The following is a 20558-nucleotide window of genomic DNA, read 5'->3' on the forward strand; positions in this document are numbered from 1 at the left end:
GATTACTCGTCAGCGCCCTTGTCGATCACTTTACGGCCACGGTATACGCCTTCTGGCGATACGTGGTGACGCAGGTGAACTTCACCAGTGGTTTTTTCTACAGACAGGGTGCTAGCCTCGAGAGCGTCGTGCGAACGGCGCATGTCACGGGCAGAGCGGGATTTTTTGTTCTGCTGAACAGCCATAATTGATTAACTCCTAAACGTTTGGGTCACGCTTTAACTGCGCCAATACACTGAACGGGTTGGACCGCGTTACCTCGTCCTCGCTCGGTTCGGGTTCATCTGCTCCCGCCGGCTGCTGGCATTCTTCCGGATGATGAGCAGGCACAATGGGCAAGGCGAGCAGAAGCTCCTCCTCGATCAGTGACTGCAGATCCAATGGATCTTCGCCCAGTTCCAGCACGTCATAACCTTTCGGTAACGACTGGGTATTCGCACCCTCCTTCACTACAGCGTAACTGCATTCGCTGTGGATCGGCAGGGTGACCAGCTCAAGACAACGCTGGCAAACCATTTTGACTTCGGTGTCGATAAAGCTGTGGATCACCACAGATTTACGTTCATCTCGTTCAAAAACGAATTTGGCCTGCACCGTACCGACATCGTCGGAAAGCGGGTCGCAGAGTCTCTTCAAATCGGCCAGCAGCAGTTCACCTTGAAGGGTGGTGCCACGGTCAGCCAATTTGCGCGGGTCAACGTGAGGTGGAATCGGGTCATTCAACATAGGCGCAGCATTATAGGGATGCACCCACCCATGTCAAAGGAAATTGTGCCCTGTCCGTCACTTGCGTGCCTCCGCTAGAATTCGCACCTGCCTCAGGAGACGCCAATGCTGCCTTTATTACTCGCCTCAAGCTCGACTTATCGCCGGGAATTACTCGCCCGCCTGCACCTGCCGTTCGTCTGCAGCTCGCCGGATATCGACGAAAGCCACCAGCCGGGCGAATCCGCCATCGAACTGGTCAAGCGCCTCGCCGAACAGAAAGCCCGCGCACTCGCCGCGAGCCATCCCGCTCATCTGATTATTGGCTCGGATCAGGTCGCAGTGCTCGGCGATCAGATCCTCGGCAAGCCACACACCTTCGACAAGGCTCGCGAGCAACTACTCGCCGCCAGCGGCGCCGGCGTGACCTTCCTCACCGGCCTGGCCCTGCTCAACAGCCAGACCGGCCACTGCCAGGTCGACTGCGTGCCGTTTACCGTGCACATGCGTCAGCTCGACGAGGCGCGAATTGAACGCTACCTGCGCCTGGAGGAGCCCTACGACTGCGCCGGCAGCTTCAAGGCCGAAGGATTGGGCGTGAGCCTGTTCCAATCCACCGAAGGGCCTGACGCCACCAGCCTCATCGGCCTGCCGCTGATTCGCCTGATCGACATGCTGCTGGCCGAGGGCGTGCAAATCCCTTAACGCACAAAAAACCGGCCATTGAGGCCGGTTTCTTTTCAACACTGCACCAGGCTTAACGCAACGAAGGCCCGTGGAAACCCATCCACATCGCCAACTGCTCAGCCACGCTGGCACCGAGCTTCTTCGAGAAGCGGTCGAACGGCGATTCCTGCACAGTGAAATCCACCAGTTCTTTCTCGCCAATCACATCCCGCGCCACCGAACTGGCATTGCCCAGGCCATCGATCAAGCCCAATGGCAGCGCCTGCTCGCCGGACCAGACCAGCCCGGAGAACAGCTCCGGATGCTCCTTGTCTTTCAAGCGATCGCCACGACCCTGCTTGACGCTATTGATGAACTGCTTGTGCGTGGTATCCAGCACGGTCTGCCAGAATGCGGTTTCGTCAGGCTTCTGCGGCTGGAACGGATCCAGAAACGATTTGTGCTCGCCCGAGGTATAAGTGCGACGCTCGACGCCGAGCTTGTCCATGGTGCCGACAAACCCGTAACCGGCCGCCGTTACACCAATGGAGCCGACCAGACTGGCCTTGTCGGCATAGATCTGATCCGCAGCACTGGCGATGTAATAGGCACCGGACGCACCGAGATCGGAAATCACCGCATACACCTTGGTATCCGGGTGCAGACCGCGCAGACGTTTGATCTCGTCATACACATAACCCGACTGCACCGGACTGCCGCCAGGACTGTTGATCCGCAGGATCACACCCTTGACCTTCTTGTCCTCGAAGGCTGCACGCAGGCTGCCGACAATATTGTCAGCGCTCGCAGGCTCCTTGTCGGCGATCATGCCGGTGACGTCGATCAGCGCGGTGTAGTTCGGGCCACGGGTGGCGCTCTTTTCCATGTCCATCAGCGGCGTGAACAGGATCAGCGCAACAAACAGATAAACAAACGTCAGCAGCTTGAAGAAGATCCCCCAACGCCGCGAGCGACGCTGCTCCTGCACACTGGCCAGCAAAGTCTTTTCCAGCAGCTTCCAGCTTTTCTCGTCACCGTCGTCGGCACTTGCCTTGGCCGGTGCTTTCCATTCGTCGGTCATGCGCTGTACCCCAGCAAAAACGTATTAAGCCTGCTGCCCCAGCCAGGCGTGCAATTCACTAAAACGGTCGATCGACAGGCGCGGCTCGAACTGCTGCAGCGACTCGATCGACTGCGCGCCGTAGCTGACCGCCACCGACGCCATGCCCGCATTACGCGCCATCAGCAGATCGAAGGACGAATCCCCGACCATCAGCGCCTGCTCGGGCCGCACGCGACAATGCGCGAGAATCTGCTCGAGCATCAGCGGATGCGGCTTGCTCGCAGTCTCGTCGGCGGCGCGGGTGATATCGAAATAATCTTCCCAGTCATTGGCCTTGAGCACCCGATCCAGTCCGCGACGATTCTTGCCGGTCGCAACCGCCAGGTGGTAGCCCTGCTCGCGAAACGACGCCATCGACTCGACTACGCCCTCGAACAGCGGCGAAGGCACGGCTTCTGCCGCGATGTAGTGGTCGGCGTAATACTCGCGAAACAGGGTCATCTCGGCATCGCTGATGTCCGGGTACAAGGTGCGGATCGCCTCGGGCAAGCCCAGGCCGATGATGCCCTTGACGGCAAAATCATCACGCAACTCGAAACCGGAACGCGCGGACGCAGAATGCATCGCCTCGACAATCCGACCAATGGAATCGGCGAGGGTGCCGTCCCAATCGAAAATCAGCAGTTTGTAATCAGATGGGCGCACTCAATCGCTCCACGGTCTTGGCCCACATTTCATCCACTGGCGCCTGCAACTTGAGCTCACCGCCATCGGGCAGCGGCACGGTCAGCATGTAGGCGTGCAGGAACAGACGTTTGCCGCCCAGATCACGGATTTCCTTGCTGAAACCGTCATCGCCGTACTTGGTGTCGCCGGCAATGCAGTGCCCGGCGTGCAACGTATGGACGCGGATCTGATGCGTGCGACCGGTGATCGGCTTGGCTTCGATCAGAGTGGCAAAGTCGCCGAAACGACGCAGGACCTTGAACACGGTCACCGACTCCTTGCCCTCCTCCTCGTCGACCTCGACCATGCGCTCGCCGGAGCGCAGATTGCTCTTGCCCAGCGCCGCACGGACTTGCTTGATCGAGGTCGCCCAATTGCCGCGCACCAGCGCCATGTAACGCTTGTCGACACCGTCACCACGCAAGGCGGCGTGCAAGTGCCGCAACATGCTGCGCTTCTTGGCGATCATCAGCAGGCCGGAGGTGTCACGGTCGAGACGGTGAACCAGCTCCAGCTCCTTGGCATCGGGGCGCAACTGACGAAAGGCTTCGATGACACCGTAATTCAAGCCGCTGCCGCCGTGAACCGCAATGCCGGCGGGCTTGTTGATCACGATCAGGGCTTTGTCTTCGTAGACAATCGAGGCTTCCAGGCGCTGCAACAGACCCTGAGCCAAGGGCACCGGTTCGTCGCGCTCAGGCACACGAACCGGCGGCACGCGCACGATATCGCCGGCCTGCAGCTTGTATTCGGGCTTGATCCGCCCCTTGTTCACGCGCACTTCGCCTTTACGCAAAATGCGGTAAATCAAGGTCTTGGGCACGCCTTTGAGCCGGGCAAGGAGGAAATTGTCGATTCGTTGGCCGGCATACTCCGGCGAGACTTCAAGCAGTTGAACGCCTGGAGTCGAAGGGGCAGTAGTTGTCATGCCGCGGATGATAACAATTTTTATGGAATTGAAGCACTTAATCATTGCTGCTATAGTCGCGAACGCCGCCAAAAGCGGCCTGGACAGCGGAACCACGGTCAAAAACCGGCCCTGACCAACGCAATTCACCAGGACGCGAGGCCGTCCTACGGGGCTTTCGCTACGTAACGGTGGAGTTTGCAGTTGTAACAAGCGCAGGTGACATGAGGCCTGAATTACACCGTCGAGCAGAGTTTTCACTCGCCTGACAGGCAAATATTCGAGGCCAGTTCACAAAGTGCAGTCAGCTGCAGATGACCCCGAGCGAAGGCTTCGGAAACATCGCCTGAATTAGCCATGATGCGTGACCTCCCCTTTCGGAGCTCACGGTAAATGCCAACCCGCTGCGGATTCTGCGCGCGGCAGCACCCGAATTATCAGGGATACGTGTAGGGTGGAGATGCACAACCGCCGGACTGTGTAGCAATAGGCTTTATCAAGACGCTTCATCTCGTCCACAGCCGCTGGTTGATTCCTCCTCCTGACTGAGTGCTTAAGTAGCCACAGCAAGCAGGACGCGTACGTCGCGATATCGGCCCAATTGGCCTGACATCGCTGGACACGGGAATGGCCAACCACTCCCGACGCACCTGACACCGACCGTGAGAAGTCGTGTGTGCCGAACGCCGTTTCCGGCAGCCCGGAAACCGACGGTACTACATGAAAAGAATGCTGATTAACGCAACTCAACCCGAAGAGTTGCGTGTTGCACTGGTAGATGGCCAACGCCTCTACGACCTGGACATCGAATCCGGTGCACGCGAGCAGAAGAAGGCCAACATCTACAAAGGCCGTATCACTCGCATCGAACCAAGCCTTGAGGCTGCCTTTGTCGATTTCGGCTCCGAGCGCCACGGCTTCCTGCCCCTCAAAGAAATCTCCCGCGAATACTTCAAGAAAGCCCCTGAAGGCCGCGTCAACATCAAGGACGTCCTGAGCGAAGGCCAGGAAGTCATCGTTCAGGTCGAAAAAGAAGAACGTGGCAACAAGGGCGCCGCCCTGACCACCTTCATCAGCCTGGCCGGTCGTTACCTCGTGCTGATGCCGAACAACCCGCGTGCCGGCGGTATCTCCCGTCGCATCGAAGGCGAAGAGCGCAACGAACTGCGTGAAGCGCTGAACGGTCTGGTTGCTCCAGCCGACATGGGTCTGATCGTGCGCACTGCCGGCCTGGGCCGCAGCAGCGAAGAAATGCAGTGGGACCTCGACTACCTGCTGCAACTGTGGACTGCCATCAAAGAAGCCTCGCTGGATCGCTCCGCGCCATTCCTGATCTATCAGGAAAGCAACGTGATCATCCGCGCCATCCGCGATTACCTGCGCCAGGACATCGGCGAAGTGCTGATCGACAGCGTTGAAGCCCAGGACGAAGCCCTGACCTTCATCCGCCAGGTGATGCCGCAGTACGCCAGCAAGATCAAGCTGTACGAAGACAGCGTTCCGCTGTTCAACCGTTTCCAGATCGAAAGCCAGATCGAGACCGCTTTCCAGCGCGTCGTCGAACTGCCTTCCGGCGGCTCCATCGTCATCGATCCGACCGAAGCCCTGGTGTCCATCGACATCAACTCGGCGCGCGCCACCAAAGGCAGCGACATCGAAGAAACCGCGCTGCAGACCAACCTTGAAGCCGCCGAAGAAATCGCCCGTCAGTTGCGCCTGCGCGACATCGGCGGCCTGATCGTCATCGACTTCATCGACATGACCCCTGCCAAGAACCAGCGCGCCGTGGAAGAGAAAGTCCGCGAATGCCTGGAAGCCGACCGCGCTCGCGTGCAGATCGGCCGCATCTCGCGCTTCGGCCTGCTGGAAATGTCCCGTCAGCGCCTGCGTCCATCGCTGGGCGAAAGCAGCGGCATCGTCTGCCCGCGCTGCAACGGCACCGGCATCATCCGTGACGTCGAATCGCTGTCGCTGGCGATCCTGCGCCTGATCGAAGAAGAAGCCCTGAAAGACCGCACTGCCGAAGTGCGCGCTCAGGTGCCGATCCCGGTCGCCGCGTTCCTGCTCAACGAAAAACGCAACTCGATCACCAAGATCGAACTGCGCACCCGTGCCCGTATCGTCATTCTGCCGAACGATCACCTGGAAACCCCGCACTTCGAAGTTCAGCGTCTGCGTGACGACAGCCCGGAAGCTGCGACCAACCAGTCCAGCTACGAAATCGCTGCTGCCGCTGCCGAAGTCGAAGAAGTCCAGCCAGCCGCTGCGACCCGCACCCTGGTTCGCCAGGAAGCCGCGGTCAAGACTGCGCCGGCCCGTGCCAATGCGCCGGTGCCGACCGAAGTCGCCGCGCCTGTCGCTGCTGCACCGGCTCCGGTTGCCGCGCCAGAGCCAAGCCTGTTCAAGGGCCTGGTGAAATCGCTGGTCAGCCTGTTCGCGACCAAAGAAGAGCCAGCCGCTCCGGTCGTCGTTGAAAAACCGGCCACCGAGCGTCCAGCCCGCAACGAAGAGCGTCGCAACGGTCGTCAGCAGAGCCGCAACCGTAACGGTCGCCGCGATGAAGAGCGCAAGCCGCGCGAAGAACGTGCGCCGCGTGAAGAGCGCGCCCCACGCGAGCCGCGTGAAGAGCGTCAGCCACGTGAAGCCCGTGAAGTCCGCGAGCCGCGTGAAGCCCGCGAGCCGCGTGAAGCCCGCAGCGAAGCACCGGCCGCCCGCGAAGAACGCGCACCCCGCGCTCCGCGTGAAGAACGTGCACCACGTGCGCCGCGCGAAGACCGCAAGCCACGTGGCGAGCGTGAAGAGCGTGTACGTGAACTGCGCGAGCCACTGGACGCCGCTCCGGCTGCACCCGTAGCAGCTGCCGCTGCCGCTGTGGTCGCAGAAGAGCGTCCGGCCCGTCAGCCTCGCGAAGAGCGCGCTCCACGCCCACCGCGTGAAGAGCGTCAACCGCGTGCCGAGCAGGCTGCTGCCGTTGCTGAAGAAGAAGTGAACAGCAACGAAGAGCAACTGCCGGAAGACGGTCAGGACAACGCCGAAGGCGATCGTCCACGTCGTCGCTCCCGTGGTCAGCGTCGTCGCAGCAACCGTCGCGAGCGTCAGCGTGATGCCAACGGCAACGTGATCGAAGGTTCGGAAGAGTCCGAGTCCGGCGAAAACGCTGAACCAGCACCAAGCGCTGCCGATCTGGCTGCCGGCCTGGCCGTCACTGCCGCTGTTGCCAGCAGCGTGATCAGCGCTCCGGCCGAAGCACAGGCTCACGAGCAAGCCGAACGCGCTACCGCCGCTGTTCAGGAAACCGCTCCAGTGGAAGCGCCGGTCGTTGAGGCCACCACCCCAGTGGAAGTGGTTGCTGCTCCGGAAGTCGAAGTGGCACCGGTTCAAGAAACACTGCCTCAGGTTGAAGCTGCTGCAGAACCTGCTATTGAAGCGCCAGTTGTGGCTGCTGAGCCGGTTGCTGAAACCGTCGCTGAAACCGTGACCGAAACCGTGCGTGAAGTTCGTGAAGAACAGACCGCGTTCAACTGGGTTGCCGAGCCTGCCGTCGCTGAAACTCCAGCGCCAGTCGTTGAAGCCCCAGTGGTTGAAGAAGCCAAGGCTGCCGCGCCAGTGGTCGAAGCCGCTGAACCTGCTCCAGCGCCAGTGGTTGAAGCACCGGTGGTCGAAGCGCCAGTGGCTGCCGAAGCCCCTGCTCCAGTGGTTGAAGCCGCTCCGGTCAGCGCCCTGACGCCAAACGGCCGTGCGCCAAACGACCCACGTGAAGTGCGTCGCCGCAAGCGTGAAGCCGAGCGTCTGCAGAAGGAAGCCGAACTGGCTGCCGCTGCTGCTCCGGCGGCTGAAGTGGTCGAAGTTGCTGCTGTGACTGAAGAGGCCGTGGTTGAGTCGGTGATCGCCGAAGCACCACGCTCCGTTCAGGACGCGGTCGAGCATCACCAGGCGGCCGAGGAAAAAGAACACGAGCCTAAACCGCTCGTCTGATTCCGCAAGCCAATAAAAAGCCCCGCCTGAGCAATCAGGCGGGGCTTTTTCATGCCTCCAGTTCAAGCTTCACCACCCTTCAATGTGGGAGCGGGCTTGCTCGCGAATGCGGTGTGTCAGCCACCCTGGAAGTCACTGACGCTCCGCATTCGCGAGCAAGCCCGCTCCCACAAAAGCTCTGCAGGAGGCTCAGGATTGGGGGAATACAAGAGAATCGGGCACATCGATATCCCAAAACACCCCGGGATCATCCACCGCTACCTCAATCACCCTGCCCTGCTTGAACAAAAGCCTGGCGCCGCGATCACCACTCAATGCCTGCAAGCCCGGCCCGAACGAACGCCCGAACCCCACCGGATGCCCAAATTCGCCCTCCTGCACCGGCACACTAACCGCGTCATCGGTCATTGCCGCCACCACCCGCTCAATACTCGACGGCAGGATAAACGGCATGTCACCCAGCACGATCAACCAGCCATCCGCCTCGGGGCAGGCTGCGACGCCAGCCGCAATACTGTCACCCATCCCGGTCGATTCAATCGAGACCACGTCACAGCCATAAGCCTGAGCCATGCGCATCGCCTGCGGCCGCGCTTCAGTGGTCACCAGCACCCGCTTGTCGAGGTTGGCCGGCAGATTCAGCAACACTTGCTCGATCACCGAGCGCACCGCGCCATCACGCCCGGTGCAATCGGCCAGCAACTTGTCCTTGTCGGCACCGGCAACCTGGCGAAAGCGACTGCCCTCGCCCGCCGCCAGCACAATCACTGCGATAGATCGACTCATGCGCCCTCCACGACTTTCTTCTGTTTCAACTCGACGCCGTTCTTGATCGCGACGATCTCCGCCAACAACGACAGGGCAATCTCCGCTGGCGAATGACTGCCGATGTGCAAACCGATCGGCCCGTGCAAACGGTTGATCGCCTCGGGTGACAAGCCCAGCTGAGCCAGATTGTCCCGGCGTTTCTGACTGTTGACCCGCGATCCGAGTGCACCGACATAGAAGGCCGGCGAATCGAGCGCGGTGAGCAACGCCATATCATCCAGACGGGGATCGTGAGTCAGCGCGACGATGGCTGTGCGTTCGTCCGTCTGAATGCTCAACACCGCGTCATCCGGCATGCCCGGGACAAAGCGACCGTGGTGCTCTTCCCAGCCGTAGACGAACTCGGTACGCGGATCGCAGATCAGCACCTCGAAATCCAGCAGCCGCGCCATGTCCGCCACGTAGCGCGACAGCTGCCCGGCGCCGATCAGCAGCAGGCGCCAGCGCGGGCCATAAATGGCGCGCAGGGTCTTACCATCGAATGCCAGCACATCGGATTTGCTCGCCGCTGATAGCACAACTTCACCGGTTTCGATGTTCAGCTCACGGGCGACAATTTCATGCGTTTCACAACGGGCGAGCAACTCGGCGACCCACGCCGGATCAGCGACCCGCTCCTCGGTCAGGCGCAGCGTGCCGCCACAGGGCAAGCCGAACCGCGCCGCCTCCTCGCGGGTGACGCCATAGGTAATCAGTTGCACTGGCGGGCCGTCGCTGGCGATGCGCCCGTCGTGCAGACGGGCGATCAAGTCATCCTCGACACAACCGCCGGACACCGAGCCGATCACCACGCCGTCCTCACGTAACGCCAACATCGCGCCGGGTGCCCGGGGCGCGGTGCCCCAGGTCTGCACCACGCTGAACAGCACCACTCGCTGCCCGGCGCGTCGCCATTCAAGCACGCTGCGCAGGACGTTGAGATCGGCGCTGTCCATTACGCCTGCGCCTTCTGCCAGCCCTGCAACTGATAACGCACCGGCAAGTTACGGATGCGCTGGCCGGTGGCGGCGAAGATCGCATTGCACAGCGCCGGCGCAATCGGCGGCACGCCGGGTTCACCGACACCACCCAACGGCACGTCGCCCGGCGGCGTCACCAGATGCACCGCGATTTCCTTCGGCGCCAGCGACATGCGCGCCACTTCGTACATATGGAAGTTGTCCTGCTGGACCTTGCCGTCCTTGAAGCTGATTTCACCCAGCACCGCGTTGCCCAGGCCCATCACGCACGCGCCCTCGAACTGCGAACGGATACGTTCAGGGTTGATCTGCGGCCCGCAATCGACGGCGATGTCAGCCTTGTGCACGATCAGCGTACCGTCGTCCTTGACCTCGACTTCGATCACCGCCGCCACATAGGTGACGAAGCTGTAATGCACCGCCAGACCGAGGCCTCGGCCCTTGGGCAACTGACGCCCCCAGCCGGCAGCCTTGGCCGCGGTTTCCAGTACCGTGCGCATGCGCCCGGTGTCGATCGGGTAGCGCTCGGGGGATTCGCCGTAGTTCCACTCCTCACTCAGGGTACGCGGGTCGATCTGCCGATCCGGGCCGAGCAACTTGATCTGGTACTTGAGCGGATCGACGCCAGCCTTGTGCGCCAGTTCGTCGACGAAACTCTGAATCGCAAAACCGTGAGGAATGTTCGACACCGAGCGATACCAGCCGACCCGGGTGTGCACCGTGGCTTCGGGGTTTTCCAGGCGCACGCTGGGAATCGCGTAAGCCATATTGGTGAAACCCATGCCCAGTTCGAACGCCGCTTCATGGTTCATGCCCGGGGCGAACAGCGCAGTAATGCTCGGCGCCACTGTGCGATGCAGCCAGCCGGAGGGCATGCCGTCCTTGCCGACAGCGGCTTTCAAATACTCGGCGGACACCGTGTGGAAATACGAGTTGTGGATGTCATCCTCGCGGGTCCATTGCACCCGCACGGCTTTACCGGGGAACTCCTTGGCAAGGATCGCTGCTTCGACGACGAAATCCGGCTTCGATTTACGGCCGAAACCGCCACCGAGCAGCGTGACGTTGAAGGTGACATTGTCGAACGGCAGCCCCAGGCGCTCGGCGATGCGTTCGCGAGTCACCTGCGGCGCCTGACTCGGCGCCCACGCTTCACACACGCCTTTGTCGTAGCGAGCGATGGCGACCATTGGCTCCATCGGTGCCTGGGCCAGATGCGGCAAATAATAGGACGCTTCGAGACTGCTCGCTGCGCCGCTCAGGGCTTTGTCGATATCGCCAGTGTTGTGCACCACTTTGCCGGGTTTGCGCGACGCCGCTTCCAGTTCCTTGCGATAAGCGATCGAGTCATAACTGGCATTGGGGCCGTCGTCCCATTCGATCTTCAGCGCCTCGCGGCCCTTGATCGCCGCCCAGGTATTGCTGGCAATCACCGCTACGCCGCCCAGCGGCTGGAATTCCGAAGGCAGCGGACGGCTCTCGATCTGCATGATCTTCAGCACACCCGGAACCTTCAGCGCGGCGCTGTCATCCAGCGACTTGACCTTGCCGCCGTACACCGCCGGACGGGCGATGGTGGCGTAGAGCATGCCGTCGAAATGCACGTCCGCGCCGTACACCGCGCGCCCGTTGACGATATCGGCACCGTCGATGGCTTTGGTGCCTTCCTTGCCGATGTAGCGGAACTCTGACGGCTGCTTGAGGCGCAGGCTGTCACGGGCCGGCACCGCCAGTGCACTGGCTGCAGCGGCAAGTTCGCCGTAACCCAGCTCGCGACCGGACGGTGTGTGCAGGACTTTGTGCAACTGCGCCTGGCACTCGCCCACCGGCACCTGCCATTGCGCGGCGGCGGCTTGTTCCAGCATGGTCCGGGCCGCCGCGCCGCAACGACGCATCGGCTCATACCAGTGACGCATGCTGCGCGAACCGTCAGTGTCCTGGTTGCCGAAACGTACTTCGTCACCCGGCGCCTGCAGGACTTTGACCTTGGCCCAATCGGCGTCCAGTTCATCGGCAACCACCATGGTCAGGCTGGTGCGCACACCCTGGCCCATTTCCGAGCGGTTGCAGACCACGATGACCGTGCCGTCTGCGGCAATGCTGACGTAGACCTTGGGATCGTCAATCCATCCGTTGGGCATGCCGTCGGCACCGAACTTCTTCGGTTTGTCTTCAGCCAGTGCGTCCTGCCAGCCCCAGCTCGCGGCCAGCACCAATGCGCCCGTGGCGCCGACGCCCTTGAGAAAGCCACGGCGGCTGAGATTGCTCAGGGCGAAATCATTCGGCAAGCGGCTCATGCCTTGGCCTCCTTCAAGTGAGTCGAGGCCTGGCGGATCGCGGTCTTGATCCGGTTGTAGGTGCCGCACCGGCAAATGTTGCCGACCATTGCCTCTTCGATCTGCTCGTCGCTCGGATCGGGGTTGGTCTTGAGCAACGCGGTGGCGGACATGATCTGTCCGCCCTGACAAAAACCACACTGCGCCACGGCGCTATCGAGCCAGGCTTGCTGCACCACTTGCCCGACCGGATCGGCGTGCAGATTGTCGATGGTGGTGACGTTTTGCCCGACCACCGAGCCGATCGGCGTGATGCAACTGCGCGCCGGCAAGCCGTCGATATGAATGGTGCAGGCACCGCACAGGCCCATGCCGCAGCCGAATTTGGTGCCGTTGTAACCGGCGACATCACGGATTGCCCACAACAGCGGCATGTCTTCGGTGACATCCAGTGGGTGATCCTGGCCATTGAGTTTCAGGGTAATCATGGGCACGCCCGCATATTCTTGGTGGTCATGGGGTCGAGCAGAACTGGCGGTGGTTCACGCAGATCGACTCAGGCTAATGGGCCAATACACATCAGTGAAGCCGAACACTGAGCCTGTGGCGAGGGTGCTTGCTCCCGCTGGACTGCGGAGCAGGCCCTTCTTGAAAGCGGGGCCGCTACGCGCCCCAGCGGGAGCAAGCTCCCTCGCCACAGGGTCATCGCTGACTGATATGTGGTTGGCACAGGCTCTCTTGTGCCGACGCGAACGTCTGCACCGGGCCTTTGGTGGAGCAAATGACGGTTATCGTTAGCTGGCTAAGTTAACCCACCGTTAACAAAAAAGCCCTGCACTTTTTGTTCAGTGCAGGGCTTTGGATACCGACCTGAAGCGTAGCCTCAATAGCGGTTCGGCTCCATTTCCAGTTCGACATTGAAACGTTCGGCAATATCTTTCTGGATGCGTTGCGCCAGCTCCAGCAATTGCAGACCGGTCGCGGTGCCGTAGTTGACCAGCACCAGCGCCTGCAATTTATGCACGCCGGCATCGGCCTCGCGGAAACCTTTCCAGCCAGCGCGCTCGATCAACCAGCCGGCGGCCAGTTTCATCTGCCCGTCCGCTTGCGCATAGGCCACCAGATCCGGGTGCTGCGCCTTGATCTGCTCGACCAGCGCGGCCGACACCAGCGGATTCTTGAAGAAACTGCCGGCATTGCCGAGCACCGCCGGATCCGGCAATTTTTCGCTGCGGATACTGCAGATCGCGCGGCTGACGTCGCTGGGTGTCGGTTGCTCGATGCCTTGCTCGGTCAGGCGCTGACGCACCGGGCCGTATTCCAGATGCAGATGCGCAACACGATCGAGCTTGAAGCGCACCCGCAGGATCAGCCAACGCCCCGGCTGCTGCTTGAACAGGCTGTCGCGGTAGGCGAAGTTGCATTCTTCCAGGCTGAAGTCTCGCAGCTCGCCAGTCTGGCGATCCAGCGCGGTCAGCCCGGCGAACACATCCTTGATCTCGACGCCGTAGGCGCCGATGTTCTGCATCGGCGCCGCGCCCACGGTGCCGGGGATCAGGCTGAGGTTTTCCAGACCGGAAAAACCCAGCGCCAGCGTGTGCTGCACGAACGGATGCCACGGTTCGCCGGCTTCAGCCTCGATCACCACGCGGCTGCCGTCATCGCTGATCAACCGAATGCCACGGCTGGCCATGCGCAACACCAGCGCCGGAATGTCTGCGGTCAGCAGCAGGTTGCTGCCGCCGCCGATCACCAGCAATGGCAGGTCATGGGCAGTTGCATAGGCCAGCGCTTCGCGCACGTCGGCATCGCTGTGGGCCTCGGCGAACAACTGCGCGCGAACGTCGACGCCGAAACTGTTGAACGGTTTCAGCGAAACCTGTGATTGAAGCTGCAAACTCATAACCGGCCCTTCACTTCGATCAACAGTTGGTCACACGCTGCCTCGATCAGGTCCAGCACCTGCTCGAAGCCTTGATCGCCGTCGTAGTACGGATCCGGCACTTCATCGACCACACCGGCATAACGGCGCAGGAACAGGTCCAGCTCGGCCTTGCCGCTGGACGGTTGCAGCGCCTTGAGGTTGCGCAGGTTGCTGTTGTCCATGGCCAGAATCAGGTCGTAACTGGCGAAATCGGCGCGGCTGACCTGCTGCGCGCGTTGCGCCGACAGGTCATAACCACGCACTTTGGCTGCAGCCTGGCTGCGCTTGTCCGGCGGATTGCCGACGTGCCAGTCACCGGTGCCGGCGGACGCCACTTCAACCAGATCCGCCAGCCCCGCTTCGCGCAATTTGTGGCGCAGCACGCCTTCAGCAGTGGGCGAACGGCAGATGTTGCCCAGGCACACGAACAGAACGCGCATCAGGCCCCCAGCAGGCGACGAACGCGCTCGAGGTCTTCAACGGTGTCGACACCGGTCGGCGGCGCGATCAACGCATCGGCCACGTGAATCCGCACGCCATGCCACAAGGCACGCAGTTGTTCGAGGGATTCAGTGTTTTCCAGCCAGCATGGGCCCCAGCTCACGAAGTCCTGAAGGAAGCCTGCGCGGTAGGCATAAATGCCGATGTGGCGGCGATACGGCACGCCCTCCGGCAACTGCTCGCGGCTCTTGGCGAAGGCGTCACGCGCCCATGGCAGGGTCGCGCGGCTGAAGGTCAGCGCCAGACCATTGAGGTCGCTGACGACCTTGACCACGTTCGGGTTGAACAGGGTTTCAACGTCTTCGATCGGCTCAGCCAGGGTGGCCATACGCGCTTCGGTGTGGGCGGCGAGGTTAGCCGCGACCTGATCGATCACGCTCGGCGGGATCAACGGCTCATCACCCTGCACGTTGACCACGATCGCGTCCGGCGCAAGACCCAGCTTCGCCGCGACTTCCGCCAGGCGGTCAGTCCCGGAATTGTGATCTTCACGGGTCAGCACTACTTCCGCGCCGAACACTTTGCAGGCCTCGACAATGCGCGCATCGTCGGTCGCGACCACCACACGGCTGGCGCTACTTTTGCTCGCCTGTTCCCAGACGTGCTGGATCATCGGCTTGCCGGCGATATCCAGCAGCGGTTTGCCCGGCAGGCGGGTCGAGGCGTAACGCGACGGGATGACAACGGTGAAAGCAGTGGTCATTTATCCAGACGCTCGTCAGTGGTCAGGGTGCGCGCTTCGCTTTCGAGCATCACCGGGATACCGTCGCGGATCGGATAGGCCAGACCGGCGCCCTTGCTGATCAGTTCGGTCTTGTCGGCGCTGAGCTTGAGCGGGCCTTTGCAGATCGGGCACGCGAGGATGTCGAGCAATTTGGTGTCCATGAACATTCCCTGGATAAAGAGTTAAGGCAAAAGACGATCGGGCAACAGGCGCATCAATTGGGTGTCGAACCAGGCCACGAAGGCCGGTGACGGCACGGCATCGACCGCCAGATACCACCAGTCGTCTGCTGCGAAGGCACGGCACTTCACCGCGTCCTTTTCGGTCATCACTAACGGCAATGACGGTGTGAAATTCAAGGCCTGCACGCTGTATTCGGCGTGGTCGGCAAACGCATGGGGGACTGCTCGCCAGTCTAGCGCTTCGAGGGTATTGAAGAAACGTTGCGGATTGCCGATCCCGGCCACCGCGTGCACCGATTGACCGGGCGCAAAATGCGCCAGCGGCTTGCGCGCGCCACTGCGTAGATTGACCAGTGCGGTCGGTTGCAGGTGAAAGGCAAAACCGTCTTCACGATCCGCAGTGGCACCGTTGAACAGCACGCCATCGACGCTTTGCAGGCGCTCGATCGGCTCGCGCAACGGACCGGCCGGCAGGCAGCGCTTGTTGCCCAAACCACGGGCGGCGTCGATCAGCACCAGCTCCAGATCCCGGGCCATACGGTAATGCTGCATGCCGTCGTCAGACAGGATCAGGTCCAGCGGTTCACTGGCGAGCAAGGCTTTGACCGCCGCGCTGCGATCAGGGTCGATCATCAGCGGTATGCCGGTGCGCTGCACGATCAACAGCGGCTCGTCGCCCGCGATCTCGGCGCTCTGCTCGGCGGTGACCCGCCACGGCAGTTGCGGTGGTTTGGCGCCATAACCTCGGCTGACCACACCAACCCGCAGACCGGCGCGTCGGCAATGCTCGATCAGCCACAGAATCATCGGTGTCTTGCCGGTGCCGCCGACGGTGATGTTGCCGACCACGATCAACGGCACCGGAGGCTGATAGATCTGGCCTTCACCGTCAAGAAAACGCTGACGCTTGTTGACCACTACGCGGCGGTAGAGCATTTCCAGCGGCCGCAGCAGTGTCAGGGCCGGATGCCCCTGATACCACGCGGCGAGCAAACGATCGGACAGGCTCATCAGGATTTGGGCGCCGCCTCGACCGTGGTCATGCGCAAATGGCTGAAACCGAGCTTGCCGGCCGCGTCCATGGCGGTGATCACCGATTGGTGTTGGGTCTTGCCGTCGGCACTGATCGACAACGGCATGCTGGTGTCACCGTTGGCTTCTTTCTGCATGGCCTCCATCAGCGTCGCCAGGTCATTCTTCGGCAGAATCTTGTTGTTCACCGAAAACACGCCTTCAGCGCTGATCGCGACATCCAGTTGCTTGAGCTGCTGGTCTTCGGCGGGCGATCCGCTGACCGATTCCGGCAGATCGACGCGCAACTGTGTCTCGCGGGTGAAGGTGGTGGTCACGACGAAAAACAGCAACAGGATGAACACTACGTCGATCAGCGACGCGAGGTTGATGTCGATCGTTTCCCGGGGTTTGCGACGGAATTTCACGCTTTGTCCCCGGCCAGATCGACGTCACGGTCGCCCTGCACCACTTCAACCAGCTTGATCGCTTCCTGCTCCATGCCCACCACCAACTCATCGATGCGGCGTTGCAGGAAACGGTGGAAGAACACCGACGGAATACCGACCATCAGGCCCGCAGCGGTGGTGATCAGTGCCTTGGAAATACCGCCGGCCAGGACCGAGGCGTTGGTGGTCATGCCGGAACCGGTGAAGGCGCTGAAAATGTCGATCATGCCCAGCACCGTGCCCAACAGGCCCAGCAACGGCGACATGGCAGCGATGGTGCCCAGCGCGTTGACGTAGCGTTCGAGCTCGTGAATCACCCGCGCGGCGGCTTCTTCGATGCATTCCTTCATGATCTCGCGACCATGCTTGGAGTTGGCCAGGCCCGCGGCGAGGATTTCACCCAGCGGCGAGTTGGCGCGCAATTCCTTGAGCTTTTCTTTATTGAGCTGCTTGTCCTTGATCCAGACCCAGACCTGACCCAGCAGATGCTCGGGGGTGACGCGGCTGGCGCGCAGGGTCCACAGGCGCTCGGCGACAATCGCCATGGCCGCGATGGAACTCAGAATGATCGGCAACATCATCCAGCCGCCGGATTTGACCAATTCCCACACAGTGACAGTCCCCTCGAAAAAGTGCGCCACTTTACCATACCGGTTGGCGATTAAGACCCGCTGCCCCGACGACCTGATGCCACATTCGGCGATCCCGCGATCAATGGTGTTTCAACGCCAGAAACGCCGTTGTTGACGCATCAGCCTCGGTGCCTGAAAGCTGCCCAGGCGCAGTTGAATGGCGCCGTGCTGCGCGCTGTCGTAGATGCGCAGCCCTTGCTGGCGATAACGCGCGAGCACCAGCGGGTGCGGATGACCGAACGAATTGCCCTGGCCCCGGGAGATCAGCACCGAATGCGGACGTAATGCCCGCAGCAAAGCCATCGAAGAGGAACTGCGGCTGCCATGGTGCGGCGCTTGCAGCCAGTGCGTCGGCAGCGCCAACGGACTTTCCAGCAAAACCCGTTCGGCAGCCGTGTCGACATCGCCGGTCAGCAGCAGCCGCTCGCCATTGGCCTCGATCTGCAACACACAGGAGCGCTGATTGCTGTCATGGGCCGCCGACCATTGCCACAGCTGAAAACTGACCCCGTCCCACTGCCATTGACGTCCACTTTCACAGGCCTCGGCCCGCAGGATGGCGGGCAGCCCCGGCGGATCGCCGCTGATCACCCGCGTCACTTTCAAGCCCCGCGATACTGCCAGCGCACCACCGGCGTGGTCGGCGTCGGCATGACTGAGCAGCATCAAATCAATGCGCTCGACCCTCAGTTTGTGCAGCGCCGGCAGCACCACTCGCTCCCCCAGATCGAAATCGCCAAAGCGTGGACCGGCGTCGTAGAGCAACGCGTGATGACGCGTGCGGATCAGGATCGCCAGGCCCTGACCGACATCGAGCTGCCAGACATCGGCCAGTCCATCGGCCACTCGCTCGCGCGGCGGCGCCAGCAGAATCAACAGCAACGGCCAGCCCAACGGTCGCAAAGGCACCCCGCGCGGCAACAGCAACAGCAAGGCGCCGAGACTGCCGAGCAGCAAAACCCACCACGGCAACGACGGCGAGATCCACGCCGGCCAGGCCCCGGCGATCAGCGACAAGCCGCGAAACAGCCAGTCGATCAAACCACCGGCCAGCCACAACAAGCCTGCACCGACGTAAGGCACCGGCAACAACAGCGTGCCGAGCAGTGCCGGTGGCAGCACCAGCAGACTGACCCATGGCACCGCGAGCAGATTTGCCAATGGCCCGCTGAGGCTGATCGGCAGGTTCAGCGCCAGCAACACCGGGCACAGACCCAGCGCAATCAGCCATTGCGCGCGGGTCCAGGTCTGCCACCATTTCCACGCACCGAGTCGCCCGCCGAAGGTGAAAATCAAAATCCCCACCGCGGCGAACGACAGCCACAAACCCGGACGCAAACTGGCTAACGGGTCGAGCAACAGCAACGCATCGAATGCCAGCAACAGCGGCCACCACGCGCCGAGATGGCGAAAGCGCAGGCGCCACAACAACACCAGCCCGACCATCACGCAGGCCCGTTGCACCGGCACATCAAACCCGGCGAGCAAGCCGTAACCGAGCGCCGCGGCAAACGCCAGCCCGCAGGCCCATGGCAGCCATGGCCAGCGCAGCGGCCACCAGCCGTAGCGCGCCAGCCCGGCGACCAATAGATAGATGACCGCCGCCAACATCCCGATGTGCTGACCGGAAATCACCAGCAGATGCACGGTGCCGGTGTCCTGCAGGATCTGCCAATCCTCGCGGCTGAGCCCGGAGCCGTCGCCGAGCACCAGCGCCGCCAATGCACCGCCCCGGCCTTGGGCATCGACTGCCATCAAGCGCTGACGAATGCTGTCGCGCCATGCCCAGTTTGCCTCGGCCAGGCGCTGACCATCCTTGATCGTGCCGGTCGCGCCGATGCGTTGCGCCAACAGCCAGGCTTCGTAATCAAAGGCGTCGGGATTGAGCAAACCACCGGGGCGCCTGAGCTTCACCGCCAGCCGCCAGCGCTCACCGCTGTTGAGCGGCGGCCCGGCGTACCACGCCAGACGCATCAACGACGGCAATTTTTCGTGTCGCGAGCGGGCATCGGCCAACTCGAACCGCACCACGCCCTCGCTGGTTTGCGGCAAACCGACCACCCGCCCTTCGACCCAACGGGTTTCGCCGTCAAGCGCTTCCGGCAGGCGATCATTCAACGCCCATTGCGCACTGACGCACGCCCAGGTGAAACCGAATAGCAGAAACGCCAGGGGATAGCTGCGAAACGGCAACAACATCAGTCCCACCAACGGCAACAACATCATCAACCCGACCGGCGGTAAAACCGGCAAAAAAACCGGAACCAGCAGACCGACTGCCAGCGCCATCATCCCTGTGCGCATAAGCCCGTCCTTGAGAGTTCGTGCATTAGGGGTAGCTGGTATGAGGGCGGGTCGTCGTCAACAATTGTCACAAAGTCTGAATGGGCGCTTCGTAGAATCCAGACATACTTGCCGCCTTAACCGACCGAGAAGCCTTATGCCCCGGCGCTTATTCAAACGTTACATGCCCGACCCGACGAGCATCAGGGAACACAAATCCTTACGCTTTCTCGGCAAGTTGCTGCATGACCCGAACCTCTGGCACCTCAATCGGCACTCGGTGGCCCGGGCGATGGCCGTCGGCCTGTTCGCCGCGTTCCTGCCGATTCCGGCGCAGATGCTGGTGGCGGCGGCACTGGCGATCACCGTGCGCGGCAACATGCCGATTGCCGTCAGCCTCGTGTGGCTGACCAACCCGATCACCATGCCGGCGGTGTTTTTCTGTACTTATCAGGCCGGAGCCTGGTTGATGAATGTGCCCGCCCGCACCCTACCCGATTCGTTGACCTGGGAATGGATCAGCGGAGAGTTGTCGACCATGTGGCAACCGTTTTTGCTGGGGTCGGTAGTGTGTGGATTGATACTTGGCATCCTCGCTTACTTCACGGTGATGCTGTATTGGCGTTGGTGGGTGGCGCGGCAATGGGCGCGGCGCAAGAAAAGCCGCAAATCTTGAATGCAAAACGGCCTCCGCAGTGGGAGGCCGTTTTTTTGTAGCGTCTGAATAGGCCCCATCGCGAGCAGGCT

General features: G+C 61.8%; 20 protein-coding genes. 3 read left to right on the top strand and 17 right to left on the bottom strand.

Annotation, left to right across the window (positions count from 1 at the left end):
- Window positions 1-2 precede the first annotated feature (2 nt).
- Together rpmF and E3Z29_RS23470 are read right to left on the bottom strand one after the other, a co-directional pair.
- A complete protein-coding gene (gene rpmF, locus E3Z29_RS23465; protein ID WP_003179396.1) occupies window positions 3-185 on the bottom strand; it encodes a 50S ribosomal protein L32 in 183 nt (60 codons plus the stop codon).
- Window positions 186-198: 13 nt separating this feature from the next.
- The gene (locus tag E3Z29_RS23470; RefSeq protein ID WP_003204262.1) at window positions 199-726 is read right to left on the bottom strand and encodes a YceD family protein; all 528 of its coding nucleotides are present in this window, start codon (window positions 724-726) and stop codon (window positions 199-201) included.
- Window positions 727-831: 105 nt separating this feature from the next.
- Here E3Z29_RS23470 and E3Z29_RS23475 point away from each other — a divergent pair, with 105 nt between their 5' ends.
- A complete protein-coding gene (locus E3Z29_RS23475) occupies window positions 832-1410 on the top strand; it encodes a nucleoside triphosphate pyrophosphatase (RefSeq protein ID WP_134787075.1) in 579 nt (192 codons plus the stop codon).
- Between the two features lie 52 nt (window positions 1411-1462).
- Here E3Z29_RS23475 and sppA read toward each other — a convergent pair whose 3' ends face one another.
- The 3 genes from sppA to rluC are packed head-to-tail and all read right to left on the bottom strand — an operon-like array spanning window position 1463 to window position 4088.
- Window positions 1463-2452 carry a signal peptide peptidase SppA gene (sppA, locus tag E3Z29_RS23480; RefSeq protein ID WP_027612352.1) on the bottom strand — a complete coding sequence of 330 codons (990 nt, stop codon included), beginning with the start codon at window positions 2450-2452 and terminating at the stop codon, window positions 1463-1465.
- Between the two features lie 24 nt (window positions 2453-2476).
- Window positions 2477-3139: an HAD-IA family hydrolase gene (locus E3Z29_RS23485; RefSeq protein ID WP_134787076.1), complete on the bottom strand. Its 663-nt coding sequence runs from the start codon at window positions 3137-3139 to the stop codon at window positions 2477-2479.
- Window positions 3126-4088 (bottom strand): 23S rRNA pseudouridine(955/2504/2580) synthase RluC, encoded by a 963-nt coding sequence (gene rluC / locus E3Z29_RS23490; RefSeq protein ID WP_007950779.1) that lies wholly within the window; start codon window positions 4086-4088, stop codon window positions 3126-3128. Before rluC ends, E3Z29_RS23485 begins: the two co-directional genes overlap by 14 nt.
- Before the next feature lie 699 nt (window positions 4089-4787).
- Here rluC and rne point away from each other — a divergent pair.
- Window positions 4788-8042, top strand: a complete 3255-nt coding sequence (rne, locus tag E3Z29_RS23495; protein WP_134787077.1) for a ribonuclease E — start codon at window positions 4788-4790, stop codon at window positions 8040-8042.
- A 189-nt stretch (window positions 8043-8231) separates the two neighbouring features.
- Here the strand turns inward: rne and E3Z29_RS23500 are convergent, their stop codons facing one another.
- The 12 genes from E3Z29_RS23500 to E3Z29_RS23560 all read right to left on the bottom strand — a co-directional run bounded on the left by E3Z29_RS23500 (window position 8232) and on the right by E3Z29_RS23560 (window position 19832).
- Window positions 8232-8828 carry a nucleotidyltransferase family protein gene (locus tag E3Z29_RS23500; protein ID WP_134787078.1) on the bottom strand — a complete coding sequence of 199 codons (597 nt, stop codon included), beginning with the start codon at window positions 8826-8828 and terminating at the stop codon, window positions 8232-8234.
- A complete protein-coding gene (locus E3Z29_RS23505) occupies window positions 8825-9805 on the bottom strand; it encodes an XdhC family protein (RefSeq protein ID WP_027612347.1) in 981 nt (326 codons plus the stop codon). The genes E3Z29_RS23500 and E3Z29_RS23505 overlap by 4 nt, the downstream gene beginning before the upstream one ends.
- On the bottom strand, window positions 9805-12126 hold the full coding sequence (locus tag E3Z29_RS23510) for a xanthine dehydrogenase family protein molybdopterin-binding subunit (RefSeq protein ID WP_134787079.1): 2322 nt from the start codon (window positions 12124-12126) through the stop codon (window positions 9805-9807). The genes E3Z29_RS23505 and E3Z29_RS23510 overlap by 1 nt, the downstream gene beginning before the upstream one ends.
- Entirely contained in the window at window positions 12123-12593 is a 471-nt protein-coding gene (locus E3Z29_RS23515; RefSeq protein WP_027612345.1) for a (2Fe-2S)-binding protein, read from the bottom strand. Before E3Z29_RS23515 ends, E3Z29_RS23510 begins: the two co-directional genes overlap by 4 nt.
- Window positions 12594-12988: 395 nt before the next feature.
- The gene (murB, locus tag E3Z29_RS23525) at window positions 12989-14008 is read right to left on the bottom strand and encodes a UDP-N-acetylmuramate dehydrogenase (protein ID WP_134787080.1); all 1020 of its coding nucleotides are present in this window, start codon (window positions 14006-14008) and stop codon (window positions 12989-12991) included.
- A complete protein-coding gene (locus E3Z29_RS23530; protein ID WP_134787081.1) occupies window positions 14005-14469 on the bottom strand; it encodes a low molecular weight protein-tyrosine-phosphatase in 465 nt (154 codons plus the stop codon). Before E3Z29_RS23530 ends, murB begins: the two co-directional genes overlap by 4 nt.
- Window positions 14469-15233, bottom strand: coding sequence for a 3-deoxy-manno-octulosonate cytidylyltransferase (gene kdsB / locus E3Z29_RS23535; RefSeq protein WP_134787082.1), 765 nt, complete (start codon window positions 15231-15233; stop codon window positions 14469-14471). Before kdsB ends, E3Z29_RS23530 begins: the two co-directional genes overlap by 1 nt.
- A complete protein-coding gene (locus E3Z29_RS23540) occupies window positions 15230-15415 on the bottom strand; it encodes a Trm112 family protein (protein WP_003174668.1) in 186 nt (61 codons plus the stop codon). The genes kdsB and E3Z29_RS23540 overlap by 4 nt, the downstream gene beginning before the upstream one ends.
- A gap of 21 nt (window positions 15416-15436) precedes the next feature.
- Window positions 15437-16447 carry a tetraacyldisaccharide 4'-kinase gene (lpxK, locus tag E3Z29_RS23545; RefSeq protein WP_134787083.1) on the bottom strand — a complete coding sequence of 337 codons (1011 nt, stop codon included), beginning with the start codon at window positions 16445-16447 and terminating at the stop codon, window positions 15437-15439.
- Window positions 16447-16875, bottom strand: a complete 429-nt coding sequence (locus E3Z29_RS23550) for a biopolymer transporter ExbD (RefSeq protein ID WP_097088472.1) — start codon at window positions 16873-16875, stop codon at window positions 16447-16449. The genes lpxK and E3Z29_RS23550 overlap by 1 nt, the downstream gene beginning before the upstream one ends.
- Complete coding sequence (locus E3Z29_RS23555) at window positions 16872-17507, bottom strand: MotA/TolQ/ExbB proton channel family protein (RefSeq protein WP_003227083.1); 636 nt, start codon at window positions 17505-17507, stop codon at window positions 16872-16874. Before E3Z29_RS23555 ends, E3Z29_RS23550 begins: the two co-directional genes overlap by 4 nt.
- A gap of 111 nt (window positions 17508-17618) precedes the next feature.
- Window positions 17619-19832 (bottom strand): DNA internalization-related competence protein ComEC/Rec2, encoded by a 2214-nt coding sequence (locus E3Z29_RS23560; RefSeq protein WP_134787084.1) that lies wholly within the window; start codon window positions 19830-19832, stop codon window positions 17619-17621.
- Between the two features lie 136 nt (window positions 19833-19968).
- Here E3Z29_RS23560 and E3Z29_RS23565 point away from each other — a divergent pair, with 136 nt between their 5' ends.
- Window positions 19969-20487: a DUF2062 domain-containing protein gene (locus E3Z29_RS23565; RefSeq protein ID WP_098965042.1), complete on the top strand. Its 519-nt coding sequence runs from the start codon at window positions 19969-19971 to the stop codon at window positions 20485-20487.
- Window positions 20488-20558 lie beyond the last annotated feature (71 nt).

Origin of the sequence: Pseudomonas sp. S150, from assembly GCF_004526365.1 — a bacterium.
Lineage (GTDB): Bacteria > Pseudomonadota > Gammaproteobacteria > Pseudomonadales > Pseudomonadaceae > Aquipseudomonas > Aquipseudomonas putida_A.